Consider the following 25,409-nt stretch of genomic DNA (forward strand, 5'->3'; position numbering starts at 1 on the left):
GCGCAATGCCCTCGAAGTCCGAGCCGAACCGCGCGCTGCGGCTGGGCGTGATGGGCGGAACGTTCGACCCGATCCACCACGGGCACCTGGTCGCGGCGAGCGAAGTGGCGAACCTGTTCGGCTTCGACGAGGTGCTGTTCGTGCCGAGCGGCAGACCGTGGCAGAAAACGACGGGAAGCTCTTTTCCTTCTGAGTCCGGCGGGCGGGAAGTCACCGAGGCGGAGCACCGCTATCTCATGGCGGTGATCGCCACCGCCGCCAACCCGCGCTTCTCTGTGAGCAGGGTGGACATCGACCGCCCAGGAGACACCTACACCATCGACACCCTCCGCGATTTGCGCCGCCGCCACCCGCAGGCCGAGCTGTTCTTCATCACCGGGGCGGACGCGCTGGCGAACATCTTGACCTGGCAGCGCTGGGAGGAGCTGTTCGAGCTCGCGAAGTTCGTCGGAGTGTCCCGGCCCGGCTATGAGCTGTCGTTGGACGCGTTCGGCGACCGGCTCGCCCAATTGCCGGAGGGGTCGGTGACGCTGGTGGAGGTGCCCGCGCTCGCGATCTCCTCGACGGACTGCAGGCAGCGGGCGCGGGACGGGCGCCCGATCTGGTACCTCGTCCCCGACGGAGTGGTCCAATACATCGGCAAGCATCAGCTGTACCGAGCGCGAGAGAGTAAGGATAAGAAATGACGGCTACCCCCGAAGCGGTCGACCTCGCGAGGATCGCGGCCGCCGCGGCAGAGGACAAGCTCGCGAGCGACGTGGTGATCATCGACGTCTCCGAGCGGCTGGCGATCACGGATTGCTTCGTCATCGCGTCGGCCCCCAACGAGCGGCATGTGAACGCCATCGTCGAAGCCGTCGACGAGGCGGTGCGCCGCGCGGGCCACAAGGTGGTCCGCCGCGAGGGCGAGCGCTCGGGCCGGTGGGCGCTGCTCGACGCGGTCGACGTCGTGGTGCACGTGCAGCACCGGGACGAGCGCGAGTTCTACAGCCTCGACCGGTTGTGGAAGGACTGCCCGAAGGTCGAGTTCGCCAGCCAGGCTCCGCCAAGCCCGGCCCTGGACGGCTTGGGGGACGAGGACGCATGAGCGCTCGAACGTTGGTCTTGCTCCGCCACGGCCAGACGGATTTCAACTTCAGCGGGCGTATGCAAGGGCATCTGGACCCGGAGCTGAACGCCACCGGCCGGGCGCAGGCGGCGCGGTCCGCGCAGGAGCTCGCGAAACGAGATCCGTCGCTCATCGTCACCTCCGACCTGGTCCGCGCGCGTCAGACGGCGCAGGCGCTGGCCGAGGCCAGCGGAGCCGAGCTGCGCGTGGACACCCGGCTGCGGGAGACAGATCTCGGCCAATGGGAGGGGCGCACCCCGGAGGAGGTCGAGCAGACCCACCCCGGCGCGGTGGCGGTGTGGCGGGCGGACCCGACGTTCGCGCCGCCTGACGGCGAAACCCGAGTGCAAGTGGGGGCGCGCGCGGTGGCTTTGGTGGACGAGCTGCGAGAGCGCTTTTCGGCTTGGGAGGCCGAGCCGGAGCGCCCGGTCGTGTTCGTCGCCCACGCCGGAGTGATCGCCGGGCTCACCGCGGCGCTCCTCGAATTGCCGCTGCCCGAGTGGATGCAGGTGCGCGGCTTGGACAACGGGGCATGGCACGAGCTGCGCCACGTCCCGGCGGAGCGGCAGTGGCTCCGCGTCGCGGCCAATCAGTCCCCCTCGGACGACCGGCGTCCTTCGTCAGTCGGCGATGCCTGAGCCGACGCGGACGCTGCTCGTCCTCGCCGACTCGTTGGCGTACTTCGGCCCGAACGGCGGGCTGCCCGCCGACGATCCGCGCATCTGGCCGAATCTCGTGGCCGCCGAGCTCGGATGGACGCTCGAACTGGTCGCGCAGATCGGCTGGACCAGCCGAGAGGCGTATTGGGCGCTGATCAAAGACCCTCGCGCGTGGGCCGCGCTGCCCAAGGCGGGCGCGTTGGTGATCGCCGTGTGCGGCATGGACACGCTGCCGTCGCCGCTGCCCACCGCCGTGCGCGAGACCATCCGCTATATCCGGCCGCCGCAGCTGCGCCGCCGCGTGCGCGAGGCGTACCAGTGGGCGCAGCCGAGGCTCGCGCCCCTCGGCTGGCCCATCGCCCTGCCCGCCAGGCTCACCGTCGAGTACCAGGAGGAGATCCGCTCCTCGGTCGCGGCATTGCGCCCAGATCTGCCGGTGGTCGCGACGCTGCCCTCCGTGCATTGCGCGCCGAGCTACGCCAAGGTGCATCGGGGGCGCCGCAAAACCGCCGCCGCGCTCTCGACGTGGGCGGGCAGGAACCGGCTCCCCGTGGTGGACCTCAAAGCCGCGGTCGAAGAGCATGTGCTCGCCGGGCGGGGCAACCCGGACGGGATCCACTGGGGCTTTGAAGGGCACGAGCGCGTGGCCGCCGCGATGTTGCGCGAGCTTCGGCAGGTGGCGGAGCCGTCCGCCGATCCGACAGGAGGAAGGCAGTGACCGTGCGGGTGGTCACCGATTCCGCTTGCTGCCTGAGCGCGGACCAGCTCGCCGCGCACGGGATCCGGCAAGCCGCGCTGCACGTGCTGCTCGACGGGCGCGCCATTCCAGAAGACGACGACAACCCCGGAAGCGACGACGGCTTCGGCGAGGACTGGCTGACCAAGCCGGGCTTGTCGACCGCCGCCGCGAACGAGGAAGAGCTCGTGGCCCTCTACGAAAAGGCGTTCGCGGAGAGCTCGGGCGACGGCGTGGTGGCGGTGCACCTTTCCGGCGCCCTGTCGGCGACCGCGACGTCCGCGCAGAAGGCCGCGCGGCGCGTCGGCGCAGTCGTGGTGGTGGACTCGCGGCAAGCGGCGATGGGCGTGGGGTTCGCGGCGCTCGCAGCAGCCCGCGCGGCTTCGGGCGGGGCGGCGCTCGACGAGGTCGCCGAGATCGCCCGCCGCACTGCCGAAGCCACCACGACCTGGGGTTTCGTGGACAAGTTGGATTGGCTGCGGCGCAGCGGGCGAATACCTCGGACGACCTGGCTGGTCGGCACGGCGCTCTCGATCCGACCGGTGCTGCGGATCTCGGACGGGAAGCTGCAGATCGCCGAACGCACCCGCACCCGCGCCAAAGCCCTCGACAAGCTGGTGGAGCTCGCCAAGACGCGCTTTGGCGACAGCGAGACAACGGTGGCCATCCGCCACCAGCAGGCCGAGGAACAAGCGGCTCAATTGGCCGAGGCGTTGTCAGGCGCGCTTCGCTTGACCGCAGCCGTGGACATCGGCCCGGTCAACCGGGTCCTCGGGGCGCACTTGGGGACCGGGGCGCTCGTCCTGTCGGGAGTTTCCCCCTAAGGCACAGGCCGAGGTCTGCGGCGCTCTCGGAGCCTGTGGAGGACGGGATTCGTTATCCACATTCTCGTCCGGAGGCGAGGAGCGCCCGCCGGACGGCCATAGCGTCGAAAGCATGAGCAAACACGATGCGTTGGAAGAGGGCTGGGAACGCGCCCATCCGCTTGCCGGTGAGTACGAGGACGAGGAATTCGAGGAGCCGCGTCGGTCCCGGCTGGGCACGACCTGGTGGTCGGGCCGCGTGGCCGCCGCCGTCGCGCTCGGAACGGTCGGCTTCGTCGCGCTGTGCTTCACGGTCTTCGGCGCGGTGAAAGGAGATTCGCACGCCGCGCCGTATCCCGTGTTGCCGAGCGTCGTCCCACTCACATCGAGCGCAGGAGAGCCGCCGCCGACAACCGCAGAGGCCCGCGAGATCGTGGTGAGCGTCGTCGGGGCGGTGCGTCACCCAGGGCTGGCCCGATTGGTCCCCGGCGCACGAGTGTCCGACGCGCTCGAAGCCGTCGGGGGATTGAGCCCCGAAGCGGAGACCTCGGGGCTCAATCTGGCCCAGCGCTTGGAGGACGGGGACCAGGTGGTGGTGGGCGGGACGGTTCCGGTGACTCCTGTCCCGCCCGCCGAGCAGCGCAAAGCGCCTCCCGCCCCGCCCCGCGCTCCGTCGGTTCCAGATCCTCGAGCGAGCAGCCGCTGCGACTGCGGCGGGAACCGCGCCCCGGAGCCGTGCCGCCCGGCCGCAAACAGACGAACGTCAACACGGCGACCGAGGCCGAGCTGGACGCCGTGCCGGGGATCGGCAAAGGCATCGCCCGTGCCATCGTGCAGTACCGCGCGGCGCACGGGCGGATCAGAAGCCTCGACGAGTTGGCAAAGGTCAAACAAATCGGCGCGGGCAGGCTGAAGAAAATCCGACCCCACCTGCGCGTGTGACCGGCCCGGCGCTCGGTGCCTTGGCGGGCGCGGCGCTCGCTCTGACGCTCGGCTGGCGCGTGGGCGCGGCGGTCTCGGCGCTCGCCGCCGTGGCCATGATCGCCTTCGCCGTCGCGAGCATGGGGTCGGAGCCGACGGGGGGAGCGGCGCGTTTGGTGGCCCGCTGCCCAAGATGGTGCTTGGCGACGTTGGTTTTGTTCACCGCGTCCGCCGCGATGTCCACCGCGCGAGCGCGCGACGCGGAGTCCCACCCGCTCGCGAGGCTCGCGAGCGACGGCGGACGGACCGAACTCCTCGTCACGGTCTGGACGACCGACGACCCTCGCCCAGTCCGGGGAAACCGCGTGCTCATCCCCGCCGAACTCCGCTCGCCCTCAGGCGAAGCCTCGGTCGTCGTGCTCGCGCCGCGGGCGCGGTACGAGACGCTGGCTCCGTGGCAGACGGTCACGTTCCGGGCCCGGATCGGCCCGCCCCGCCGAAGCGGCCTCACCGTCGCGTCGCTCATCGCGACCGGGCCGCCGCAAGCGGTCGGCCCCGAGTCCTGGGCGGCGCGGACGACGGGTGCGCTGCGCAGCCGGTTCGCCGCCATCTGCGAGCGGACGCTGGCGGAAGACGAGTCCAAGATCTTGCCTGCCGTTGTGCTCGGCGACAGCGGGCGAGTCACAGGGAAACTGAAAGACGAGTTCCAGGAAGCCGGGCTCACGCACCTGATGGCGGTGTCGGGCGCGAACTTCGCGATCGTCCTCGGCGTGGTGCTGCTTGTCTTGCGCGCGGTCGGCGCGGGCCCCCGGCTGTCGGCGGTTCTGGCGCTTGCGGCGCTGATCGGTCTCACGCTTCTCGTGCGTCCGTCCCCGAGCGTCTTGCGGGCGGGGACGATGGGGGCGGTGGGCCTTGTCGCTCTGTTCGCGGGGCGCCGTCGGCAGGCGGATCGCGCATTGGGCGTGACCGTCGTCGCGCTGCTCGGGATCGATCCGGCGCTCGCGGTGGACTACGGATTCGTGCTCTCGGTCCTCGCCACCGGAGCGTTGCTCCGCCTCGCGCCGAGGTGGAAGGAGAAACTGATGGCGAAAGGGGCTCCGTCCGCGTGCGCGGGCGTGCTCGCGGCGGCAGCGGCGGCCCATGTCGCGACCGCCCCGGTCGTCGCGATGCTCACCGGCAAGGTGAGCCTGGTGGGTTTGGCCGCGAACGCCATGGTGGAGCCTGTCGTCGGATTGATGACCGTCCTCGGCTGCCTGGGCGTGGCGGCGGGCGCGCTGTGGGAGCCGGCGGGGGAGTTGATCACGCGTTTCGCGGGGGTCCCGGCGACGTGGCTCGTGGCGGTGGCGAGAGGGGCGGCCGCGTGTCCGTACGGCGTGATCCGCGTCGGGCCGGGCTTCGCTGGGTTTGCCGCGACCTTCGGGGCGATCCTTCTGCTCGCCGGAGTACTGTGGTTCCGGACACGGAGAACGGCGCTGTATGAAGGAGAACAACCGCATGGCCGCAGCATCATCCACACTCGACGTTCCGGCCCCGGCGGGATCGATCGCCGTCGAGGTGTTCACCGCGCAGAAGCCGTCGGAAGGCTCCGTTCCCGGTGTGGTGATGATCCATGACATCCTCGGCGTGGTGGACGATGTCCGCAGGCTCGCGCAGAAGGTCGCCGATCAGGGCTACATCGTCGCGCTGCCCGACTTGTACGCCAGAGGGGGCAAGCGCAAGTGCCTGCTTTCCACGGCTCGGTCGATGCTCACGGGGGAAGGGACCGCGTTCGACGACATCACCGCCGTGCGCCACGCTCTGGCCGCCGACCCGAGGTGCACCGGGCGGATCGCGATCACCGGTTTCTGCCTTGGCGGCGGATACGCGCTGCTGTTCGCGCCGAGCAAGCAGTTCGACGTTGCCGCGCCGTTCTACCCGTCCAACGTGACTCGCGGGAAATTGCCCAGGAAGTTCGAAGAACTGCTCGAGCACTCGTGCCCCGTGGTGGCGAGCCTCGGCAGCCGCGATCCCATGCTCGGCAAAAAAGCCGGCCCCGTGCTGGAGCACGCCCTTTCCACTCACGGGATCCCGAACGACGTGAAAGTCTATCAGGGAGCCGGGCACAGCTTCGCCAACCAGTTCCCCGGGACTATCGGCACGCTGGCCAAGGTGGTCGGATTCAGTTACGCGCACGAAGCCGCCGAGGACGCGTGGCAGCGAGTGTTCTCCTTCTTCGAGGAGCATTTGGTAGCATCCGAATAGCGGCTATCCTCTGACGGACCAGCCGCTCCCTCCCCTGACCAGGGCATGACTAGGGTAACCCCCCGATCCTAGTCAGAGGAGAAAGTCCTGGTCAGGGTCGCAGGGCCCGCAGCTCCGCAAGGCGAGGCTTCAGGGGACGAGAACCACCGATCCGGTCGTGCGCCGCCCTTCGAGATCCTGATGCGCCTTCGCGGCTTCTGCCAGCGGGTAGCGCTCGGTCACATTGATCTCGACCACGCCGCGCCCGATCGCCGAGAAGAGCGCTTCGGAGCGCCAGTCCGTCTCGGCCCGGTCGCGCAGGTGGTGCGCGAGGGTGGGCCGGGTGACGAAGAGGGAGCCGCCGGAGTTGAGCCGCTGCAGATCGAACGGGGGCACCTGGCCGCTGGCCCCGCCGAAGAGGACCACGAAACCCCTGGCGCGGGTGGCGGCGAGGCTCGCGTCGAACGTGCTCTTGCCGACTCCGTCGTAGACGGCGGCGACGCCCTCCCCTCCGGTGAGCTCGCGAACCCGCGCGGCGATGTCCTCGTCGTAGCTGAGCACGTGCGCCGCCCCCGCCCGCCGCGACAGCTCGGCTTTCTCTGGGGTGCCCGCCGTGGTGATGACGCGGACTCCTTTCGCTGTCGCCCATTGGGTGAGGATCAGGCCAACGCCGCCAGCCCCGGCGTGGACGAGGACGCTCTCGCCCGGCTGAGCGTCGTAGCTGGACCAGAGCAGGTAGTGCGCGGTCAGCCCTTTGAGCAGCGAGGCGGCGGCGACCTGGAAGTCGATCCCGTCTGGCAGACGCACCACGGTTTTCTCCGGCACCGCCGCGTATTGGGCGTATCCGCCGAGCGCGCCGGTCCACGCGACACGGTCGCCGACCGCGAACTCGGTCGCGCCCGCGCCGACCGCCGCCACGACGCCCGCCCCCTCATTGCCAGGGGTGAACGGCAGCGGGACCTGATACACCCCGGAGCGCTGGTAGGTGTCGATGAAGTTCACCCCTGCCGCTTCGACTTTGATGAGGAGCTGGCCTTCGCCGGGCTCGGGGATGGCGGTCAGCGAGGGGACCAGGACGTCCGGGCCGCCGGTCCGCGTGACTTGTATCGCGCGCATTGTGCTCATACGGTACATTCTCCAACATGAGCGAAACTCCAGCTGAACAGCTCGGCGCGGCTCCCGCGCGCACTGTGAAGGCCGTGCGGGCCTTCCTGTCCGCGCACGGCGGTTCCGGCCACGCGGTGCTGCAGAACATCGGCCGCGCCGGGGTGCGCATCACGCTGATCGGAAAGGACGGCGTCCTCGGCGACGAGGTGGTGCGGGATCTTCCGGCGGCGAAGGCCGTGGTGGCCGAGGTGGACGGGCTGGCGGAGTCCGGATGGACCCGCGAGCTGGTCAGCGTCGCGACTCCCGCGCCGGGCCACGCGCGGAAAATGGCCGGGTGGGTCGCAAACACTTGAGATGAAGGGCGGGGGGTGTCTGCGAGCCGCCTTGGCGGTGTCGCTCGTTTTGGGCTCGGCGAGTTGTGTGAAACCGCCGCCGGGCGGAGCCTCGGGCAGAGCCGAGCCGTGCCAGCTCGCGCGGCCCCCTGCCGCCGAGCCGGTCTCGACCACGGCGGCCCCGGACACGGCGAAGGCGGACGGCAGCGGTTTGAAAGTCGGGCTCGCCTTCGACATCGGCGGGCGGGGCGACGCCTCGTTCAACGACGCGGCGGTCGCGGGCCTGGACCGGGCGACCGCCGAGCTTGGGCTGCGGCAGGAGCGCCGCGCCGAGCGCTCGCCCAGCTCCGGCGAGGGCGAATCGGACAAGGAGGCGCGCCTGGTCCGGCTGGCAGAGGACGGCTACACCTCGATCATCGCGGTCGGCTTCGTGTACGCGCCGAGGCTGGCGACTGTCGCGCCTCGGTTTCCGGGCACGCAGTTCGCGATCATCGACGCGCAAGTGCCGGGGCCGAACGTCAAGTCGATCGAATTCGCGGAGGAGCAGGCTTCCTTCCTCGCCGGGGTCGTCGCGGCCTATAAGAGCAAGACCTGCCACGTCGGCTTCGTCGGGGGAGTGGACAACCCGCTCATCCACAAATTCGAGGCGGGGTTCGTCCAAGGGGCGCGCGCCGCCGCGCCGGGGATCGTCGTCGAGCGCAAATACCTCTCGCCAGCGGGCGACAACTCCGGCTTCCAGGACCCCGCGAAAGGGCGGATCACCGCGAACGGGGAGCTGGGGCGCGGCGCGGACGTCGTCTACCACGCGGCGGGAGCCTCGGGGAAAGGCGTGATCCAGGCGGTCCACGCGGCGGGGAAGCTCGCCATCGGCGTCGATTCGGACCAGCACGAGCAGCAGAACCTCGGCGAAGCCCGGTTCAGCGTCATCACCTCGGTGGTCAAACGCGTCGACGTCGCGGTCTTCGACTACCTGCGCGCGACGGCCCTCGGCCAGCTCGCCTCCTTCCCGAGCCGGTTCGACCTCGCGCTGGGCGGGGTGGGCCTGGCGACCTCCGGCGGCGGGATCGACGACCTTCAAGCCGTGCTCGACGCGTACCGGGCGGCTATTGTCGGCGGCCGGATCCATGTCGCGGCCACTCGGGCGGAGCTCGGCGGATGAGCGAGGGGCCGACGCGGGAGGGGACCGCTCTGCGGTTGGCGGGGATCACCAAGCGCTACCCGGGCGTGGTCGCGAACGACGCCGTCGCGCTCGAGGCCCGCGTCGGCGAAGTGCACGCGATCTGCGGCGAGAACGGGGCGGGGAAGTCCACGTTGATGAAAATCCTCTACGGCATGGTCAAGCCGGACGAGGGGACGATCGAGGTGCACGGGAAGGAAGTCAAGTTCCACTCCCCGGCCCAGGCCATCGCGGCGGGAATCGGCATGGTCCATCAGCACTTCATGCTCGCCGAGAACCTCACGGTGCTGGAGAACGTGGTGCTGGGGGCGGAGGCGAGCCATGGGATCGGCGCGCGGGCCCGGACGTTCTTGCGCGGCCTCGCCGCGAGCTCCGGCCTGGAAATCGACGTCGACTCCCAGGTCAGCGAGCTTGGCGTGGCGGACCGGCAGCGAGTGGAGATCCTCAAGGTGCTCTACCGGGGCGCGCGGATCATCATTCTGGACGAGCCGACGGCGGTGCTCGCCCCCTCCGAGGTCGAAGCCCTCTTCGAGGTGCTGCGCGGGATGAAGGCGGAGGGCTACACCTTCTTGTTCATCTCGCACAAGCTCGGCGAGGTTCGGGCCGTCGCGGACACGGTGACGGTGATCCGCAGGGGGCGGACCGTCGCGACGGCCGACCCGAAGACTATGACGAACACGCAGTTGGCGGAGCTTATCGTCGGCTCGATCCCCGACCTCTCCCGCCCGGACGCGGTCCGAGAGCCCGGAGCGCCTGTGCTGCGGCTGTCCGGGGTCTGCGTTGCGGGACCGAGCCACGCTCCCCCGCGAGCGGGAGCCGCCGCCCCCTCGGGCGGGCGGGGCGAGCGGCCCGAGCTCGCCGACGTGGACCTGACGATCCGCGAGGGCGAGATCCTCGGCGTCGCGGGCGTGGAGGGCAACGGGCAGACCGCGCTCGCGGAAGTCGTCCTCGGGATGCGCCAGCCTTCGGCGGGGACGCTGGAGCTGCGCGCCCGCTCCGGCGAGACGCTCGCGCTCGTCGGACGCTCGGTGCTGCGCAGACGCGAGGCGGGGATCGGCTACGTCGCGGAGGACCGGCACCGGCATTCGCTGCTGCTGGCGCAGAGCCTGTGGCGCAATCGGATCCTCGGCTTCCAGTCGCGGCTGACCAGGGGCCAATGGCTCGCTATCGGGGAGGCGAAGGCGCAGGCCGAGACGATCCGCCAGTCCTTCGACGTGCGCGCGCCAGGGGTGGCGACCCCGATCGGCGCGCTCTCCGGCGGCAATCAGCAGAAGTTCATCATGGGCCGGGAGCTGTCGGACGGTCCCGTGCTCCTCGTGGCGGCCCAGCCGACCCGAGGCGTGGACGTCGGGGCGCAGAGCCTCCTGTGGGGCAAGCTCCGCGAGGCGCAGCAGGCCGGACTGGCCGTCCTTTTGATCTCGGCGGACCTCGACGAGCTGCTCGCGCTCTCCGACCGGATCGTCGTGCTGCACGACGGGCGGATCGTCGCCGAGGCGGACCCGAGGACGGTCACGGCGGCCGAGCTCGGCGAGGCGATGACGGGAGGGGCCGAATGAGGAATCGGCTCAACCGGCTCACCGCTCTGCTCGCGCCGCTGGGGGCGGTGCTGCTCGCGTTGGTCCTCGCCGCGCTGATCCTCGCGGTCAGCGGCAAGGACCCGGTTTTCGTCGCGGGCACCATGTTGGGCCAATTGCGGGACGAGTCCGTGGTGTGCGACATCGTCAACGCCTCGGCCGCGTACGCGCTGATCGCGGTCGCGGCCTCCTTGGGCTTCAAGATGGGCTTGTTCAACATCGGCGTGGAAGGGCAGTACCGGGTGGCTGCGGTGACCGCCTCGGTCGTCGGGGCGGAGCTGCCTGCGCCGCCCGGCACGCGCGTCGCGCTCATCGTCCTGGTCGCGATGGCCGTGGGCGGCGCGTACGCCGCGATCCCCGCCCTGCTCAAGGTCTTCCGAGGCGTGCACGAGGTGATCAGCTCGATCATGCTCAACGCGGTCGCGGTCGGAATCGTGGCGTATATGGCGGGCGAACAAGGCTGGGGCGTGCTCAACGGGAACAACATCGGCACCAAGACGATCCCGCCGGACGGCTGGGTCGGCAGCTTCGGCTTCGGCTCGGGGAAGGTCTTCGGGCTGGCACTCGCCGCCGTCGTGGTCGGCGCGGGGTACTGGGTGGCGCTGTCGCGCACACGTTTCGGCTTCGAGCTGCTGGCCAGCGGCGAATCGCCCTCGGCGGCCCAAGCGGGCGGGGTGGACGCGCGGCGGATGATCGTGACGGCGATGGTCCTCTCCGGAGCCATCGCGGGGCTTGCCGCGCTCCCCGAGCTCACCAGCCGCGACCACAGCTATCTCGTCACGTCCACCGCTGGGTACGGGTTCACCGGGATCGCCGTCGCGCTGATCGGGCGCGGCCATCCGGTCGGCATCGCCGCCGGGGCGCTTTTGTGGGCGTTCTTGGACAAATCGGCCGTCGCGTTGGACGCGGTGTCGGTGCCGAAGGAGATCGTGCTGATCCTGCAGGGAACAGCGGTCCTCGCCGTGGTGATCGCGTACGAGCTGGCCCGCCGGTTCGAGGCCGCGCAGGCACAGCGCCGAGTGCGGACCGCAATGGGGGCGGCATGAGCAAGGCCCTGCAACGGACTCTGCCAGTCTGCGCGCTGGTGCTGCTGGTCTCGGCGGTCACCGCCCTCACCGAGGCCCACGATCTGACCAGCCCCGGCGTGGTCCGGACCGGGCTGGCCCTCGCCATCCCCATCGCCCTCGCCGCGCTCGGCGGGCTATGGGCGGAGCGCTCCGGGGTCGTCAACATCGGGCTCGAAGGGATGATGATCCTTGGCACCTGGGGGGCCGCCTGGGGCTCGCTGGAGGCCGGGCCCGCCTTCGGGTTGCTCGTCGCGGCGCTGTTCGGCGCGGCGGGAGGAGCGCTGCACGCGTTGGCCACGGTCACCTTCCGGGTGAACCACATCGTCTCCGGGGTGGCGATCAACCTGCTCGGGGCAGGGGTCACGAAGTACCTCGCGGACCTGGTGTTCTTCCCGCTGTCGAAAAACCCCCGCGAATCTCCGCCGGTGGCGACGCTGCGCGCTTTCGACCTGCCGCTGCTGCCGGGCTGGTGCCAATCGCTCGCCGACCGGCATTGGTTCCTGGCGAGCGACCTCGCAGGCGTGGTCGGAGGGGTGACCAGCGGCCTCTCGGCGCTGACGGCGGGCGGGCTGCTCTTGGTCCCGCTGAGCTTCTGGGTTTTATGGCGGACCCGGTTCGGCCTGCGGTTGCGCTCCTGCGGCGAGAACCCCGCCGCCGCCGCGTCCCTCGGGGTCGCGGTGCGCGCGCACCAGTACGCGGCCTTGCTGGTCTCTGGCGGCCTGGCGGGGCTCGGCGGGGCGGCGCTGGTGATCGCGCCGGGCCAGATCGGCTACAGCGAGGGGCAGACCGGGGGCCGAGGCTATATCGGCCTGGCGGCGATGATCTTCGGGAACTGGCGCCCCGGCGGTTTGCTCGGAGCCTCGGCCCTTTTCGGCTACGCGGACGGCTTGCGCCTCTCCACGCCGTCCTGGGTGGTCGGCGCGTTCCTCTATGGAGCCGCGCTGGCGTTGGCGGCGCTCGCCGCCGTGCGATTGGTCCGGGGGCAGCGCCCCGCCGCCGCAGTGACGGGGGCGATCGCCGCAGGGCTGTGGTGCCTGTACTGGTTCACCGCAGAGCTTCCGAACGAGTTCACCGACTACCTCCCGCACATTCTGACGCTGATGGTCCTCGCGATCGGAGCGAGCAAGTTGCGGCCTCCCGCCGCGTTGGGGGAGACAGAAGCGCCGGACCATTAGACAGTTCCTCCACCAAGCCGTAATCTTCTTGTGATCAAATCACCGAGGAGGACCGTTGGCTTCATATGGCGGGCGCCTGTCGCCCTTGATCGCCTGCGCTTTGGCGCTGCTGCCGCAGTTCGGAGCCGTCGGAGCGGCGCTCGCCGACCCTTCGCGAGGCGTCGATCCGACCTGCGCCGACGTGGCCTCGGAGCACCGCGACGACGATGATTCCGACGACGAGGAAACCGCGTCCGACTGCTCGAGCCTGCAGGCGCAGCAGGTCGGCGCGACGCAGAGCGCGGGGAAGCTCTTCGCGGACGCGTCCGCCGCGCTCCGGGCGCACGACGTGGCGCAGGCGGTGCAGGACTACCGGGGCGTGATCAGCGTCAATCCGCAGGACTCGGTCGCCTTGATGTACCTCGTGGGCTGGTCCGCCTTCCTCGGCGACGAGGACGACGTGGAACGCTACAAGGGCCAGCTTGAAGCCGTGGACCCGGCTCGCGGAGCAGATGTGGACCGGATGCTCGACGCGATCCGCCAGCAGGCGGGCACGCAGCTGACCGAAGAGGTGCCGGGGCCGGGCGAGCTGCGGGGAGCGTCGACGACGATCGTGGCGCTCGGAGCGGGCCTGCACCCGGACGGGACGATGCCGCAGGTCCTGGTCGACCGGTTGCGCAAGACCCTCGAAGTGGCGCAGGCGGATCCGGCGGCTCCGATCGTCGTCACCGGCGGCAAACCGCAGAACGGGGTGACCGAGGCGGACGCGATGGCGGACTGGCTCGTCGGGCAGGGCGTGGACCCGGGCCGGATCCACAAGGAGGACCACTCGGCCAGCACCGTGCAGAACGCGCTCAACAGCGCGGAGATCCTGCGCTCGCTCCGGCCCGCGCACCTCGTGATCGTCACGTCGGCGAACCACGTGAGGCGCGCCAGCGCGCTGTTCGAACTCGCCGCGCAACCAGTCCTCGAACCGGGGTTCACGCTCACCTCGGTGGCGAGCGTGGACGGGCCGTACGACGAGGAGGCGGATCCGGAGGACTGGGAGCTGCGCGCCATCTACCGGGACAGCTTCAGCGTCGTGCGCCCCGGCATGTGACACGCGTCTTACGCCTAATATCGAGGGAATGCCCCCATTCCCTTCTCCGCGCGCTGGTCGCAGCTCGCGCAGGAGCGTTTTGACCGCCGCGCTCGGTTTCGCGGCCGTCGCGTGCACGGAAGGCAGCGCCTCTCCCGCGCGCCCGCCGCAGAGCCCCGCGCCGAAGCTCTTGCCGAACGAGCAGCGAGCGGTGTTCCCTGGCTCGCGGCTCGTCGGCTGGTGCGGAGCGCCGGGCGGGACCGCGTTGGGCAGGCTCACCGGGGACTTGGACCCCGAATCGCTTCCGGCGAGCGTGGCGGAGTCCGCGCGGCGGATGCTCGACCAGATCGCCCCGTACGCCGTCCCCGAAGGCCCGCAGACCATGCCGACGCTCGAGCTCATCGCAACTGTGGCGACGGCTTCGCCCGGCGCGGACGGCATGTTCCGGATTCGGCATTCGGACAGCGTCGTCGCAGCCTACCTCGCCGCCGCGCGCAGCGTGCGGGGCCTGTTGCTCTTGAACATCCAGCCTGGGCGATCCTCGTTCCTCGACGAGGTCAAGGCATACGAGCGCTTCCTGCGCGAGCCGGAGGTCGGGGTCGCGCTCGATCCGGAATGGGCGGTGACCGAAGGAAAACCGGGCGACGAGTTCGGCTCCACCACCGGCGGCGACATCGACGCGGTCGCCGCGTATCTCGCGGACCTGGTCGCCCAGAACGATTTGCCCGAGAAAGTCCTCGTCTACCACCAGGTCGCGCCGGCCGTGGTCGCCTCGGAGGAGGACTTGCGTCGTCATGACGGGGTCGCCATCGTGAAGTCCGTCGACGGCATCGGCGCACCGGCGGACAAGCGCTACACCTGGGATCTGCTCATGGCGACCAAGCCCGACCACGTGCTCCCCGGCTTCAAACTGTTCTACGACGAGGACGTGCAGACCGGCAAGACGCTCATGTCCCCGCAGGACGTGCTCGCCCTCGATCCCGTCCCGCTGTACGTCATGTACGAATGAGCCGAAAACCGCTCGCGCGGCGGGGCTCCCTTGGGCACAATAGCGGCCATGCGCGTCGAGAGTGCTCAGGGCCCATTGTCGTCCGCGAAGTTCCGGTGGTTCTTCGCGGCGCGCTCGGCCTCGCTCTTCGGCAGCAACGCGGCCCCGATCGCGCTCGCCTTCGCGGTGCTCGAAGCCTCGCACCACAGCAGCGACCTCGGCCTGGTGCTCGGGGCGCGGAGCCTCGCGTTGGTCCTCTTCGTCCTCTTCGGCGGCGTGCTCTCGGACCGCTACCCGAGGGACAAGGTGGTGATGGCCGGGCATCTCGGCGCGGCGGCGACCCAGGGCGTCGCGGCGGCGATGCTGGTCACCGGGAACTTCGACCTCGCCGCCATCATCGCGACCGAAACGCTCAACGGCGCGCTCACCGCGCTCACCGGTCCCGGCGTCTACGGCATGATCGGCCAGGTCGCGCCAGAAGGCCAGGTGAAGAAGGCGAACGCGCTATTGGGCTCCACCCGCCAAGTGGCGACGATCCTCGGACCGAGCCTCGGGGGGCTCCTCGTGGTCACTGTGGGCGGGGGCTGGGCGCTCGCGGTCGACGCGGGATGCTATCTCGTCGCGGCGTATTGCCTCGCGCAGTTGCGGCTTCCCAAGGTCGACTCGGAGCAGCGCGTCGGCGTGCTCGCCGAGCTGCGCGAGGGCTACGAGGAATTCCGCAAACACACCTGGATCTGGACGATCGTCGTCGGCTTCGCCGTGCTCGTCTTCGTGGAGGCCGGGGTCTGGGGCGTGCTCGGCCCGGTCATCGCGGAGCACAGTTTCGGGCCGCAGGGCTGGGGATTGGTGCTCGGCGCGGAGGCGGTGGGCTTTCTGGTCGGCAACCTTTTGCTCTATCGGCTGCACGTCGTGAAACTCATGCGCCTTGGCCAGATCTGCCTCGTGGCCACCCCTTTGCCGCTGATCCCGATGGCGATGGGCTCCGCGCTCGGCTGGCTCATGGCCGCGAGCTTCGTCGGCGGCATCGCGTTCAGCGTGTTCGGCGTCGCCTGGGACACGTCCATGCAGGAGCACGTCCCCGCCGAGAAGCTGTCGAGAGTGTCGTCTTTCGACGCGTTGGGCTCGTGGATCGCGATGCCGCTCGGCCAGGTCGCGGCCCTGCCGTTGGCCGATCTCGTCGGGCTCTCGCGCTATCTGTGGATCGGAGCCGCAGTGTGGTGCGCGATGGCCGCGTGGCCGTTGCTCCTCCCGTCGGTTCGACGCTTGGAGCACGGCGCACGCGAGCCGCAGGCGCAGACGGTTCAGGCTTCCTGAGCCTGCCACATCCAGTGCTGCTTCTCCAGGCCGTCCGCGACGGCGATGAGGAGGTCCTGGCTGACCGGATCCGAATCCTCGGTGGCCCCGATGCCATCGCGGATGACATCGATGACGATCTTGAGGTTGTCCACCACTCCGCCGACCACGTCAGCGGTCGAAGTGAATTCGGTGGCGAACCCTTTGGTCTTCGCGGACGAGACGATGGTGCTCGCCAGGCCGTTCGCGTTCGCGCCGATGGCCGAGAGCCGCTCGGCCACGTCGTCCGAGAAACCGCGGACCAGGTCGATCAGCTCGTCGAGCTGCAAATGGACGGAACGGAAGTTCGAGCCGACGACATTCCAGTGCGCTTGCTTGCCGATGAGGGAGAGGTCGATGAGGTTGACGAGCGCGTTCTGCAGCGCGTTCGCGGTGACCTTCTTGTTCTCGTCGCTCAGGGGGCTGGTGATGACTTTGGCGGTGCTGGTTTTGGGCATTGCGGCTGGTCCTCTCGTGAATTAGGGGCTCCTAATCTGGAACGATTCCATTTTATCCTATTGAGGGCCGCGTGGCTAGGGGTGTGAGCCTTCTCTTAACCGCCTCGTCCTCACCTGGCCGAGGCGTAGCCGATGGCGGCGTAGTCCGTGTCGCCGATCCCGCTCGCGCCGAAATTGCGGACCGTCTCGCGCACCGCGTAGTTGTACGGGGTTTCGAAGAGCGAGAGGGAGTGCGCGATCTGCGCTATCTCCCGGTCCGCCGCGTTCGCGATCCGGCGCATCCGCTCCGGATCGAGCTCGGCTTGCATCCGGTCGAGCAGCCCATTGAGCTTGTCGCTGCCGATCTGGCCGTAGTTCTGCTGCACATCGGGCTCCCCGCGCGCTGTGCGGTACAGGCCGTAGTTGGGCGCGGTGTCGGACGGGTACGGGGTGCACTCGGTGCGAAAAGTCGTCAGGTCGAAGTCGCCGACATTGATGTGGTCGCGGAAGAAACCAGCGCTCGGCACGGCCTCGATCACGAGGTCGATGCCGATCTCCGCGAGCATCTGCTGGAGGATTTTGCCGATATCCGCGCCGGTGGCGTTCTGCGCGGGGATGACGAAACGGATCCGAGGGCGCCGGTAGCCGAGCGCTTCGAGTTCCGCGCGCGCGGCCTGCGGATCGTAGGGCAGCACGTCGCGGTGGTCTTCGTACCCTGCGGCGCTGCGCAGGAACATCAGGTTGTACGAGGCCGCCGGGTCGGCGGCGACCGAGCCGATCAAAGTGCTCGCGATTTTGCCCCGGTCGATCCCCTTCACCACAGCCCGGCGCAGGCCGATATCCGCGCACACGCTCCCGTTCCTGCCGCAGAAGGCGAGCAGCGAGATGGTCGACGAGGGGCCTGGCCGGATTTCGATCCCCTTGGTGTGTTCGGCGACCGCGAGGGCGGGCGCGGCCGCGAGCAGGTTCATGTAGTCGATTTCCCCGTTCTGCAGCGCCCCGATCTGCGCCTCCTTCGGGAGGCTCAGGAAGACGAGGGAGCCGAGCCGGGGCCTGCGGCCCCACCAGTTCGGGTCGGGGACCATGACGATGCGCCCTTGCCCCTCGTCGTAGGCTCCGACCTTGAACGGCCCCGCCGTCACCGGGAGTCGGCCGGGCCCGCCCGCGCCGAGGATCCAGCCCTTGTTGAACGAGTCCGGGTCGGCGTTCGTGGTCCTTGGGTAGAGGAGGCCGAAGAGCTTTCGCCAGTCCGCGTAGGGCCGCGCGAAGGACACCACGGCTTGCCGCTCGTCGGAGCCCTTGTCGACAGCTGCGATATCCCGGTAGCCAGTGGTGGAGGCGACGAAATAACGCGGGTCGGAGCCGCTGAGCGCCCGCCACTGCCAGTGCAGGTCTTCCCAGGTGATCGCCGTTCCGTCGGACCAGCGGGCTCGGGGATTGATGGTATAGACGACTGTTTGCGGCTCGCCGGGCTCAAGGTCGATTGCGGTGAAGTACTCGGCGCGGCGGGTGAGGGAGCCCCTCGGGTCGGCCCGGAACGGAGTCGGCAGACACGGAGCCATGATGTCTCTCGTGTAGCCGGTCATATCGGCCTGGAGGCTGTTGAAGTTCTTCGGGAAATCGTCCACGGGCCAGCGGAACACGCCGCCCTGTCGCAGCGTCTCGGGATCCGTCGCCCGCAACGGGTCGTCGCCTTGTTTGGGTTTGACGAGCGGCAAGCCGCAAGATGCGGCGAGGGGAAGGCTGGCGAGTCCGAGGAGCAGCGAGCGGCGAGCGATCATGCGATATCGGCCGCCCGGTCGTCCATGCCGATGATAGTAATCAGAATCCCAGGTGTGAGCTGGGGTGAACGTGGCGTGGCGCTGGCTGGTTGAGCTGGTCCAGTGGGCGGCGCGGGGGAGGTGGTGGCTGGTGGGCGTGGTTCAGTCGGGGTTGGTGGTGTAGTGCTGGCCGGTGGGGGATGTCCATGTGATGGTGCCGTCGGGGTTTTGTGTGTCTCGCCATCGTCCGTGGGTTTTGGCTTGGTGGTGGTGTTTGCAGAGTCTTTTGAGATTTTGGGGGACGGTTTGTCCGCCCGTGTTGGGGTTGTGGTGGTTGAAGGGGTTCGTATGGTCGAGTTCGGTTCTCGCTCGGCGGTGGCAGCCTGGGAAGCGACAGTGCTTGTCGCGGGCGTTGACGTGGGTTTCGACCGCTGGCGCGGGTTTGTAGCGCTCGGGTGTGGTGGTGAATTTGATCCGGGTGGCGGCTTTCGCGAGTTTCTGGGCCAGTTCGGGGTCGATGGGTGATCCGTTGAGCCAAGCCGGTAAATCGGAGAGGTTGGCGAGGACGGCGAGGTCCACGACGAGTTCGACGGGCTTGGCCTGGGGCGCGGGTCGTTGCGCCGCCTTGCAGGTGTCGCGTCCGCATTCGCAGGCGAGGTGGTCGTCTCCGTGCCCGGCGAGGGCGGCGAGCGCGTCGGCCCTGCGGGTCCACATGGCTCTGGGGTCTCCGGGGCAGACGGTTCTGGCGGTGGCGTCGAGCTTGTCTTTCACCATCGCGGCTTCCATGAGGGGCATGGCACCCCAGATTTTCGCCATGCCGTCGCCAATGGGTTGGAAGAACAAGCCTCGTTCGGCGTGCGCCTTCTGGCGGCGTTGTTTCGTCCATTCGGAGTCCCAGCGGATGTATTGGGCTTCGATCAATCCTTGGATTTTGGACTGGGAGCACAAACGCCAACGCGGAGCCCGCTCCGCCAACCAGGCGTCGAGCTTCTCCCGCCACCCCGCGGGAGCGGCGTTCAGCGACTTGCCCACCAAACGGGCGGTCTTCGCGGTGACCTCGCCCCTCGCGAGCTTGGCCCCGAACTCCGGGTAATGCTCGGTCATGTTCTCCGCGAACACCAGCATCGCCTTCGCCTCCCCGGACGAGACCCCCAACGCCGGGGCGAGTTCGAGAAGCGCCGCCTCACGAGTCGAAAAGGAGAAAATCCCCTTCCCGGCCTGACGCTCCTCCACGGCCTTCCGCTGCGCCACGTCCTCCGCGACAGAGACAACGGCCTCCGCCTTCAACGACAACAACACAGCCTCCGCGCGCTCGATCTCCGCAAGCGCCGCGAACCTCGCCTTCGACCCCGCGCGCAACTCCGCCCGGAGGCTCCTAATTCTCTCCTCCGACACGATCCCCGTCGTGTTGATCATACGTTCGATTTTAGCAGGAAATGCCTCGCATCACAAGGAAAAAATTAGAAAAAGAGAAAGAAAAATCCTCTTTCAGGGACTAAGGGGAGCGGGTGGTCGCGACCGTTCGCGCGTCACCGCGCGTAGCCGATGGCTGCGTAGTCGACATTCCCGACCCCGACCGGGCCGAAATTGCGCAGCTCGGTCCGCGCGGCAGTGTTCGCAGGAGCTTGGAAGAGGGAGAGAGAGTGCGCGATCTTGGCGATCTCGACGTCGATCTGGTTGCCGATCGAGCGCATTTTCTCCTCGTCGAGCTCCTGCTGCATCTGCGCGATCAAATCGTTGATCTCGGGGCTGCCGATCTGCCCGTAGTTCTGCTGCGGGTCGATCGTGCCGTCCGCTTTTCGGTAGAGGCCGTAAATAGAGCCGATATCGGTGGGATACGCGGTGTGGCCCCAACTGAAAAGAGTGAGGTCGAAATCGCCGACGTTGATATAGTCGCGGAAGAATCCTGTGCTGGACACGGGCACGATCTTGAGGCTCACCCCGATCTCCGCAAGCATCTGCTGCAAGACCTTCGCATTGTTCGTGGAGGAAGGCGTCTGCGCCGGGATGATCAGACGCAGCGACAGCGGTCTGCCGTCTTTCGCCCGGAACGGGCCCTGCTGCGTCCAGCCGATTCGATCAAGCTCCGCTTTCGCGGCCTCCGGGTCGTACGGCAGCGCGGCACGATGGTCCTCGTAGCCTTCGACCCCCTTGATGAAGACGAGGTTGTACGAAGCCTCTGGTTTTGCGACGGTAGCCCCGAGCAGCGTGCTCGCGAGGCGGTCCCGGTCGATCCCCATGGCCACGGCGCGTCGCAGGCGCACGTCCGCGCAGATGCCTCCTGGTTTCCCGTTGAAGGTGAGGTTGCCGAGGAATTGATTCGGACCCGTGCGGATGTCCACCCCCCGGGTGTTCTCGGCGATGGCGAGATTCGGGGCGGACGAGCCGAGCGAGGCGAAGTCGATTTCGCCGTTCTGCAAGGCTCCGATTTGCGCGTCCGGGGCGAGCTCGAGGAAGACGATGCTGTCGAGCCTCGGTTTGGCCCCCCACCAGTTCGGATCGGGGACCAGGTTGAGGCGTTTTTGCCCAACGTCGAACGAGCCGATCTTGAACGGCCCCGAGGTGATCGGTTCGTTGACGAAGCCGGATAGGTTCAGGATCCACCCTTTGTTGAAGGCTTCGGGGTCGATGTTCGTGGACTTGGGGTACAGATACGAGAACAGGCTGCGCCAGTCGGCGTAGTTCCGCAGGAAAGTCACGACAGCCTGTCGCTCGTCCGCGCCGCGCTCGACAGCGGCGATATCCCGGTAGCCGGTGGTGGAGACGAGCTGGTAGTCGGGGTTCTTCCCGCTCAACGCCAGCCATTGCGCCTGAAGGTCTTCCCAGGTGAGCGGGGTTCCGTCGGACCAACGGGCTCGGGGGTCGATGGTGTAGACGACTGTTTGCGGCTCGCCGGGGACGAGCGTGATCGCGCTGAAGTAGTCGGTGTTCACGCGGAGATTGCCGCGCGGGTCGGACGTATAGCTGGTCGGCATGAGCGCGCCCGCGACAGTCGCGGTATAGGCATTCATGTCCGCCTGGTTGTAGTTGTAGTTCACGGGGAACTCGTCCAGCGGCCAACGCAGGACTCCGCCCTGGCGCAACGTGGCGGGGTCGGCGCGACGGGTCGGATCGTCGCTTTGCTGCGGCCTGGTCAGCTCCAGGCCGCAGGAGGCGAGGACGGGCAGGCCCGCGAGGCCGAGCAGCACAGCGCGGCGGTCCAACGGTCTCATGACTCCCTCCTCGCCCGCGCCGCCGCAGGGTCGGGGACCGGGACCGAGGACATCAGCTCGCGGGTGTACTCGTGCTGAGGATCGGCGTAGACCTCTGCAACCGGCCCGGCCTCCACGATCTCGCCCGCCCGCATCACCGCGACGTGGTCGCAGACTTGCTTCACGAGCGCGAGGTCGTGCGAGACGAACAGGTAGGAGAGTCCGAGTTCGGCGCGCAGGTCCGAAAGCAGGTTCAAGACCCCGGCCTGGATGGAGACATCGAGAGCGGAGACCGGCTCGTCGAGCACCAGGATTTTCGGCTCAAGCGCCAACGCGCGGGCAATGCAGAGCCGTTGGCGCTGCCCGCCGGAGAACTGCGCCGGGAAGCGGCCCAAATGCCCAGGGCGCAGGCCCACCAAGTCGAGCAGTTCCAAGACGCGCGTATGGCGCTGCTCCTCGGGCATGCCGAACAGGCGGAGCGGTTCGGCGAGGATGTCGGCGGCGGGCAGCCGGGGGTCCAAAGCCGCCATGGAGTCCTGGAAGACGATCTGGATGTGCTTGCGCAGTTCGCGGTGCTCGTGGGGGGAAAGCGCCGCGACGTCCTGGCCGAGGATTTCGATCCGCCCGGACTGCGGGGCTTGTAAAGCCATGATCTCCATGATCGTGGTGGTTTTGCCGCAGCCGGACTCGCCGACAAGCCCGAGCGCCTCGCCCTCGCGAACTTGGAAGCTGACGCCCGCGACGGCGTTCACCTCGCCCACTTTTCGTTTGAACACGAGCCCCTTCGTGACCGGGTAGGTCCGCCGCAAGTCCTCGACGGACACCACGACGGCGGGGTCGGCGGGCCGCGCCGGCGGCTCGTTGCGCGACGGCACCTGGTACACGCCTGCCGCGTCGGCCCCGGCGAGCTCGCCGGAGCGGACGCATGCAGCCGCGTGCCTCTGCGCGACCTGCTGGAGCGGCGGTTCGGCCTCGTCGCAGCGGTCGATCTTCATCGGACAGCGCGGGGCGAAGGAGCAACCGGGCGGCAGGGCGGAGGGCAGGGGCGGGGTGCCGGGGACGGGCACCAGCCGGGTGCCGATGGGGGCGTCGATCCTGGGCACCGCGCCGAGCAAGCCAAGGGTGTAGGGCATGCGGGGCCCGGCGAAGAGCGGTTCGAGCGGCGCGGACTCCACCACCCGCCCCGCGTACATGACCAGGGCGCGGTCGGCGAACTCCGCGACCACGCCGAGGTCGTGGGTGATGAGGACGACCGCGGCCCCGGTGATCTCTTGCGCGGTGCGCAACAGGCGCAGGATCTTCGCCTGCACGGTGACGTCGAGCGCGGTGGTCGGCTCGTCGGCGATGATCAGCTTCGGGTCGTTCGCTATCGCCATCGCGATCATGACGCGCTGGCGCTGCCCTCCGGAGAGCTGGTGGGGGAAGGATTTGGCCCGCTGCCGGGGATCCGGCACGCCGACCAGGTCGAGCAGTTCCGCCGCCCGCTCCCGCGCCTGCTGCTTCGAGAGGTGCGGGCGGCCGTTCCGGCCAGCGTGCACGAGCAGCGCCTCGGCGATCTGGTCGCCAACGGTGTAGACGGGGGTGAGCGAGGAGAGCGGGTCCTGGAAGACCATGCTGACGCCCGCGCCCCGGATCTTCGCCAGCTGCTTGTCGGACTGCCCGACCAGCTCCTCGCCGTCGAACCGGATCGACCCGGTCACCTTCGCCGCGTCCGGCAAGAGGCCGAGCACCGAGAGCGCGGTGACGGATTTGCCCGAGCCCGACTCGCCGACCACGGCGACCGCCTCGCCCGCGTCGACGGCGAAGCTCACCCCCCGGACCACGGCGGTCTGGCCGATGACGACGGTGAGGTCCTCGACCTCGAGAAGCGTCATTGTTGCGCTCCGATCTGCGCGCCGGGGTCGAACGCGTCCCGGAGGCCGTCGCCCGCGAAGTTCGCCGCGAGCACCGTGACGACCAGCGCGCCGCCCGCGAAGACGAAGAGCCACGGGAAGGGCAGCGCGGCGAAGCTGCCTTCCGCGATGAGCGTGCCGAGCGAGATGTCCGGGGGCTGCACGCCGAAGCCGAAGAAGGAGAGCCCGGTCTCGGTGAGGATCGCGGCTCCGACGGTGAGCGTGGTGTCGATGATGAGGAACGAGGCGACGTTCGGCAGGATGTGCGAGAAGATGACCTTGGCGGGGGAAGCCCCCATGTATTGGGCGGCGATCACGAACTCGCGCTGCTTGAGGCTGATCGTCAAAGCGCGCACGACCCGAGCGGAGAGCATCCAGCTGAACAGCGCGAGCAACAGCACTAAAAAGAGCCAGCTGCGCCCGAGGAACAACGGGCTCGCGATGGCGATGATGAGAAAGCTGGGCAGGACGAGCAAAAGGTCCACGCCCCAGCTGATCGCCCGTTCCGCCCAGCCGCCGAAATAGCCCGCGACCGAGCCGACGACAGCGGCGATGACCGAGGCGAGGACTGCGACCAAGAGGCCGATGGTGAGCGATTTCTGCAGGCCGCGCAGGGTCTGCGCGAGCACGTCCTGGCCGATCGAGTTCGTGCCGAACCAATGTCGCGCGCCGGGGGCTTCGAGCGCGTGGCCGTAGTCGATGACTTGGTAGTCCCACGACAGGAAAGGCGGGACCAGGAAAGCGACGAGGTAGAGCAGGGCCAAAACCCCCAGACCCGCCACCGCGAGGCGGTTCGCCGCGAAACGGCTCGCGACGAGCCTGGCCCTGGTGACCGGCTTGCCGGGCGGCGTGGGATCGCTCATGACACCCGCACTCTCGGGTCGAGGACACCCTGCGCGATATCGGCGACCAGCCCCGCGAGGAGGATGACCACGGCGGCGAAGAAGGTGATGGCGGTGACGATGTTCGTGTCCTGCCGTCCGATGCCGTCGATGAGCCAGCTGCCGACGCCGTTCCAGCCGAACACTCGCTCGGTGAAGGTGGCTCCGGCGATGAGCCCGCCGAAGCCGAAGGCGAAGAGCGTGGTCATCGGGATGAGCGCGGTCCGAAGCCCGTGCTTGAACAGTGCCCTCGTTTTCGTGAGCCCCTTCGCCCGCGCGGTGCGCAAGAAATCGCTGCCAAGCACGTCGAGCATCGCGTTGCGCTGATAGCGGCTGAACATCGCGGCTTCGATCACCGCGAGCGTGAGGGTCGGCAGGACGAGGTGCTGGCCCGAATCGGCGAATCCGGCCCAGAAGCCTTCTGGCGGGATGGCCGACTGCTCGCCGGTGTAGAGGAACACCTGCTCCCCGACGACCGAGTTGGCCTTCAGCGCGAGGAGCTTGAAGATCGTCGCCACGAGAAAGGTGGGCGCGGAGAGGACGACGAACGCGGCGAACGTGGTGGCCCGGTCGGTGAATTTGTATTGCCGCACAGCGGAGAGCACCCCGAGCAATACTCCGAAGAAGGTGCCGATCAGCGCGCCGAGGAGCACGAGGCGCAAGGTCACCCCGACCCGGTGCCCGAGCTCGGGGGCCACCGGGGTGTCGGTGATGGTGTTGCCGAAACTCCCGCGCGAAATATCGCCGAGCCAGAGCGCGTATCGCTCCAGCACCGGCTTGTCCAGGCGCAGCTCATGCTCTTTCGCCTGGATGGCCGCAGCGGGCGGCGGGGGATTGCGCTGCTTGTACGCGGCCATCGGGTCGAAGGTCTCCGAGGCCAGCACGAACGTCAAGAACGTCGCGAGAAAGAGTAGGACAATGGCTCCCGCCAGCCGTTTCCCTAAGAAGAACAGCATAGTGGGGACAGTGTGGCATATGAGGCTGAGAGCCGC

At 68.9% G+C, this 25,409-nt stretch carries 24 protein-coding genes and 1 pseudogene; 17 read left to right on the plus strand and 8 right to left on the minus strand.

Annotated elements, in window-relative coordinates:
• Positions 1-5: 5 nt before the first annotated feature.
• The 9 genes and pseudogenes from nadD to HMPREF9336_RS13455 all read left to right on the plus strand — a co-directional run bounded on the left by nadD (position 6) and on the right by HMPREF9336_RS13455 (position 6,468).
• Positions 6-686, plus strand: a complete 681-nt coding sequence (nadD, locus tag HMPREF9336_RS13420; RefSeq protein WP_007467886.1) for a nicotinate-nucleotide adenylyltransferase — start codon at positions 6-8, stop codon at positions 684-686.
• Positions 683-1,087: a ribosome silencing factor gene (gene rsfS / locus HMPREF9336_RS13425; RefSeq protein ID WP_007467889.1), complete on the plus strand. Its 405-nt coding sequence runs from the start codon at positions 683-685 to the stop codon at positions 1,085-1,087. The genes nadD and rsfS overlap by 4 nt, the downstream gene beginning before the upstream one ends.
• Positions 1,084-1,746, plus strand: a complete 663-nt coding sequence (locus HMPREF9336_RS13430) for a histidine phosphatase family protein (protein WP_007467891.1) — start codon at positions 1,084-1,086, stop codon at positions 1,744-1,746. The genes rsfS and HMPREF9336_RS13430 overlap by 4 nt, the downstream gene beginning before the upstream one ends.
• On the plus strand, positions 1,739-2,485 hold the full coding sequence (gene octT, locus HMPREF9336_RS13435; protein ID WP_021030688.1) for a diglucosylglycerate octanoyltransferase: 747 nt from the start codon (positions 1,739-1,741) through the stop codon (positions 2,483-2,485). Before HMPREF9336_RS13430 ends, octT begins: the two co-directional genes overlap by 8 nt.
• The gene (locus tag HMPREF9336_RS13440; protein ID WP_007467895.1) at positions 2,482-3,327 is read left to right on the plus strand and encodes a DegV family protein; all 846 of its coding nucleotides are present in this window, start codon (positions 2,482-2,484) and stop codon (positions 3,325-3,327) included. The genes octT and HMPREF9336_RS13440 overlap by 4 nt, the downstream gene beginning before the upstream one ends.
• 112 nt (positions 3,328-3,439) lie before the next feature.
• Positions 3,440-3,841: pseudogene (locus HMPREF9336_RS19340) on the plus strand (SLBB domain-containing protein); the annotation flags it as partial.
• A 260-nt stretch (positions 3,842-4,101) separates the two neighbouring features.
• Entirely contained in the window at positions 4,102-4,248 is a 147-nt protein-coding gene (locus tag HMPREF9336_RS19345; RefSeq protein ID WP_425277268.1) for a ComEA family DNA-binding protein, read from the plus strand.
• On the plus strand, positions 4,245-5,840 hold the full coding sequence (locus HMPREF9336_RS13450) for a ComEC/Rec2 family competence protein (RefSeq protein ID WP_021030690.1): 1,596 nt from the start codon (positions 4,245-4,247) through the stop codon (positions 5,838-5,840). The genes HMPREF9336_RS19345 and HMPREF9336_RS13450 overlap by 4 nt, the downstream gene beginning before the upstream one ends.
• Complete coding sequence (locus HMPREF9336_RS13455; protein ID WP_021030691.1) at positions 5,830-6,468, plus strand: dienelactone hydrolase family protein; 639 nt, start codon at positions 5,830-5,832, stop codon at positions 6,466-6,468. Before HMPREF9336_RS13450 ends, HMPREF9336_RS13455 begins: the two co-directional genes overlap by 11 nt.
• A gap of 129 nt (positions 6,469-6,597) precedes the next feature.
• On the opposite strand, the gene HMPREF9336_RS13460 is transcribed toward HMPREF9336_RS13455, so the two are convergent.
• Complete coding sequence (locus tag HMPREF9336_RS13460) at positions 6,598-7,563, minus strand: quinone oxidoreductase family protein (protein ID WP_007467901.1); 966 nt, start codon at positions 7,561-7,563, stop codon at positions 6,598-6,600.
• Between the two features lie 26 nt (positions 7,564-7,589).
• Between HMPREF9336_RS13460 and HMPREF9336_RS13465 the strand changes: the two genes are divergently transcribed.
• From HMPREF9336_RS13465 to HMPREF9336_RS13500, 8 genes are all read left to right on the plus strand, one after another.
• Positions 7,590-7,907, plus strand: a complete 318-nt coding sequence (locus HMPREF9336_RS13465) for a hypothetical protein (RefSeq protein ID WP_007467903.1) — start codon at positions 7,590-7,592, stop codon at positions 7,905-7,907.
• Between the two features lie 67 nt (positions 7,908-7,974).
• A complete protein-coding gene (locus HMPREF9336_RS13470) occupies positions 7,975-9,045 on the plus strand; it encodes a BMP family lipoprotein (RefSeq protein ID WP_244431672.1) in 1,071 nt (356 codons plus the stop codon).
• Positions 9,042-10,619: an ABC transporter ATP-binding protein gene (locus HMPREF9336_RS13475; RefSeq protein WP_007467908.1), complete on the plus strand. Its 1,578-nt coding sequence runs from the start codon at positions 9,042-9,044 to the stop codon at positions 10,617-10,619. Before HMPREF9336_RS13470 ends, HMPREF9336_RS13475 begins: the two co-directional genes overlap by 4 nt.
• Entirely contained in the window at positions 10,616-11,683 is a 1,068-nt protein-coding gene (locus tag HMPREF9336_RS13480; RefSeq protein ID WP_007467910.1) for an ABC transporter permease, read from the plus strand. Before HMPREF9336_RS13475 ends, HMPREF9336_RS13480 begins: the two co-directional genes overlap by 4 nt.
• Positions 11,680-12,879 (plus strand): ABC transporter permease, encoded by a 1,200-nt coding sequence (locus HMPREF9336_RS13485; protein WP_007467912.1) that lies wholly within the window; start codon positions 11,680-11,682, stop codon positions 12,877-12,879. Before HMPREF9336_RS13480 ends, HMPREF9336_RS13485 begins: the two co-directional genes overlap by 4 nt.
• A 55-nt stretch (positions 12,880-12,934) precedes the next feature.
• Positions 12,935-13,957: a YdcF family protein gene (locus tag HMPREF9336_RS13490; RefSeq protein ID WP_021030693.1), complete on the plus strand. Its 1,023-nt coding sequence runs from the start codon at positions 12,935-12,937 to the stop codon at positions 13,955-13,957.
• A 28-nt stretch (positions 13,958-13,985) separates the two neighbouring features.
• Positions 13,986-14,945 (plus strand): hypothetical protein, encoded by a 960-nt coding sequence (locus HMPREF9336_RS13495; protein ID WP_040585618.1) that lies wholly within the window; start codon positions 13,986-13,988, stop codon positions 14,943-14,945.
• Positions 14,946-14,993: 48 nt separating this feature from the next.
• Positions 14,994-16,238 (plus strand): MFS transporter, encoded by a 1,245-nt coding sequence (locus tag HMPREF9336_RS13500; RefSeq protein WP_040585620.1) that lies wholly within the window; start codon positions 14,994-14,996, stop codon positions 16,236-16,238.
• On the opposite strand, the gene HMPREF9336_RS13505 is transcribed toward HMPREF9336_RS13500, so the two are convergent.
• The 7 genes from HMPREF9336_RS13505 to HMPREF9336_RS13535 all read right to left on the minus strand — a co-directional run bounded on the left by HMPREF9336_RS13505 (position 16,226) and on the right by HMPREF9336_RS13535 (position 25,373).
• Complete coding sequence (locus tag HMPREF9336_RS13505; RefSeq protein ID WP_007467922.1) at positions 16,226-16,714, minus strand: Dps family protein; 489 nt, start codon at positions 16,712-16,714, stop codon at positions 16,226-16,228. The genes HMPREF9336_RS13500 and HMPREF9336_RS13505 overlap by 13 nt on opposite strands.
• Positions 16,715-16,824: 110 nt before the next feature.
• Positions 16,825-18,474: an ABC transporter family substrate-binding protein gene (locus HMPREF9336_RS13510; protein WP_007467924.1), complete on the minus strand. Its 1,650-nt coding sequence runs from the start codon at positions 18,472-18,474 to the stop codon at positions 16,825-16,827.
• Positions 18,475-18,615: 141 nt separating this feature from the next.
• Entirely contained in the window at positions 18,616-19,869 is a 1,254-nt protein-coding gene (locus tag HMPREF9336_RS17620) for an HNH endonuclease signature motif containing protein (RefSeq protein ID WP_007467926.1), read from the minus strand.
• A gap of 113 nt (positions 19,870-19,982) precedes the next feature.
• Complete coding sequence (locus HMPREF9336_RS13520) at positions 19,983-21,665, minus strand: ABC transporter family substrate-binding protein (protein ID WP_021030695.1); 1,683 nt, start codon at positions 21,663-21,665, stop codon at positions 19,983-19,985.
• On the minus strand, positions 21,662-23,518 hold the full coding sequence (locus HMPREF9336_RS13525; RefSeq protein WP_007467931.1) for an ABC transporter ATP-binding protein: 1,857 nt from the start codon (positions 23,516-23,518) through the stop codon (positions 21,662-21,664). Before HMPREF9336_RS13525 ends, HMPREF9336_RS13520 begins: the two co-directional genes overlap by 4 nt.
• The gene (locus HMPREF9336_RS13530; protein WP_007467932.1) at positions 23,515-24,399 is read right to left on the minus strand and encodes an ABC transporter permease; all 885 of its coding nucleotides are present in this window, start codon (positions 24,397-24,399) and stop codon (positions 23,515-23,517) included. Before HMPREF9336_RS13530 ends, HMPREF9336_RS13525 begins: the two co-directional genes overlap by 4 nt.
• Positions 24,396-25,373, minus strand: a complete 978-nt coding sequence (locus HMPREF9336_RS13535; RefSeq protein ID WP_007467934.1) for an ABC transporter permease — start codon at positions 25,371-25,373, stop codon at positions 24,396-24,398. The genes HMPREF9336_RS13530 and HMPREF9336_RS13535 overlap by 4 nt, the downstream gene beginning before the upstream one ends.
• Positions 25,374-25,409 lie beyond the last annotated feature (36 nt).

This window comes from Segniliparus rugosus ATCC BAA-974 (genome assembly GCF_000185725.2).
Classification (GTDB): domain Bacteria; phylum Actinomycetota; class Actinomycetes; order Mycobacteriales; family Mycobacteriaceae; genus Segniliparus; species Segniliparus rugosus.

Excerpts from the sequence above, each read along its gene's own strand:
- nadD (WP_007467886.1), top strand. The coding sequence starts at position 6 with ATGCCCTCGAAGTCCGAGCCGAACCGCGCGCTGCGGCTGGGCGTGATG.
- rsfS (WP_007467889.1), top strand. The coding sequence starts at position 683 with ATGACGGCTACCCCCGAAGCGGTCGACCTCGCGAGGATCGCGGCCGCC.
- HMPREF9336_RS13430 (WP_007467891.1), top strand. The coding sequence starts at position 1,084 with ATGAGCGCTCGAACGTTGGTCTTGCTCCGCCACGGCCAGACGGATTTC.
- octT (WP_021030688.1), top strand. The coding sequence starts at position 1,739 with ATGCCTGAGCCGACGCGGACGCTGCTCGTCCTCGCCGACTCGTTGGCG.
- HMPREF9336_RS13455 (WP_021030691.1), top strand. The coding sequence starts at position 5,830 with ATGATCCATGACATCCTCGGCGTGGTGGACGATGTCCGCAGGCTCGCG.
- HMPREF9336_RS13460 (WP_007467901.1), bottom strand. The coding sequence starts at position 7,563 with ATGCGCGCGATACAAGTCACGCGGACCGGCGGCCCGGACGTCCTGGTC.
- HMPREF9336_RS13465 (WP_007467903.1), top strand. The coding sequence starts at position 7,590 with ATGAGCGAAACTCCAGCTGAACAGCTCGGCGCGGCTCCCGCGCGCACT.
- HMPREF9336_RS13475 (WP_007467908.1), top strand. The coding sequence starts at position 9,042 with ATGAGCGAGGGGCCGACGCGGGAGGGGACCGCTCTGCGGTTGGCGGGG.
- HMPREF9336_RS13480 (WP_007467910.1), top strand. The coding sequence starts at position 10,616 with ATGAGGAATCGGCTCAACCGGCTCACCGCTCTGCTCGCGCCGCTGGGG.
- HMPREF9336_RS13485 (WP_007467912.1), top strand. The coding sequence starts at position 11,680 with ATGAGCAAGGCCCTGCAACGGACTCTGCCAGTCTGCGCGCTGGTGCTG.
- HMPREF9336_RS13495 (WP_040585618.1), top strand. The coding sequence starts at position 13,986 with ATGCCCCCATTCCCTTCTCCGCGCGCTGGTCGCAGCTCGCGCAGGAGC.
- HMPREF9336_RS13500 (WP_040585620.1), top strand. The coding sequence starts at position 14,994 with ATGCGCGTCGAGAGTGCTCAGGGCCCATTGTCGTCCGCGAAGTTCCGG.
- HMPREF9336_RS13505 (WP_007467922.1), bottom strand. The coding sequence starts at position 16,714 with ATGCCCAAAACCAGCACCGCCAAAGTCATCACCAGCCCCCTGAGCGAC.
- HMPREF9336_RS13510 (WP_007467924.1), bottom strand. The coding sequence starts at position 18,474 with ATGATCGCTCGCCGCTCGCTGCTCCTCGGACTCGCCAGCCTTCCCCTC.
- HMPREF9336_RS17620 (WP_007467926.1), bottom strand. The coding sequence starts at position 19,869 with ATGATCAACACGACGGGGATCGTGTCGGAGGAGAGAATTAGGAGCCTC.
- HMPREF9336_RS13520 (WP_021030695.1), bottom strand. The coding sequence starts at position 21,665 with ATGAGACCGTTGGACCGCCGCGCTGTGCTGCTCGGCCTCGCGGGCCTG.
- HMPREF9336_RS13525 (WP_007467931.1), bottom strand. The coding sequence starts at position 23,518 with ATGACGCTTCTCGAGGTCGAGGACCTCACCGTCGTCATCGGCCAGACC.
- HMPREF9336_RS13530 (WP_007467932.1), bottom strand. The coding sequence starts at position 24,399 with ATGAGCGATCCCACGCCGCCCGGCAAGCCGGTCACCAGGGCCAGGCTC.
- HMPREF9336_RS13535 (WP_007467934.1), bottom strand. The coding sequence starts at position 25,373 with ATGCTGTTCTTCTTAGGGAAACGGCTGGCGGGAGCCATTGTCCTACTC.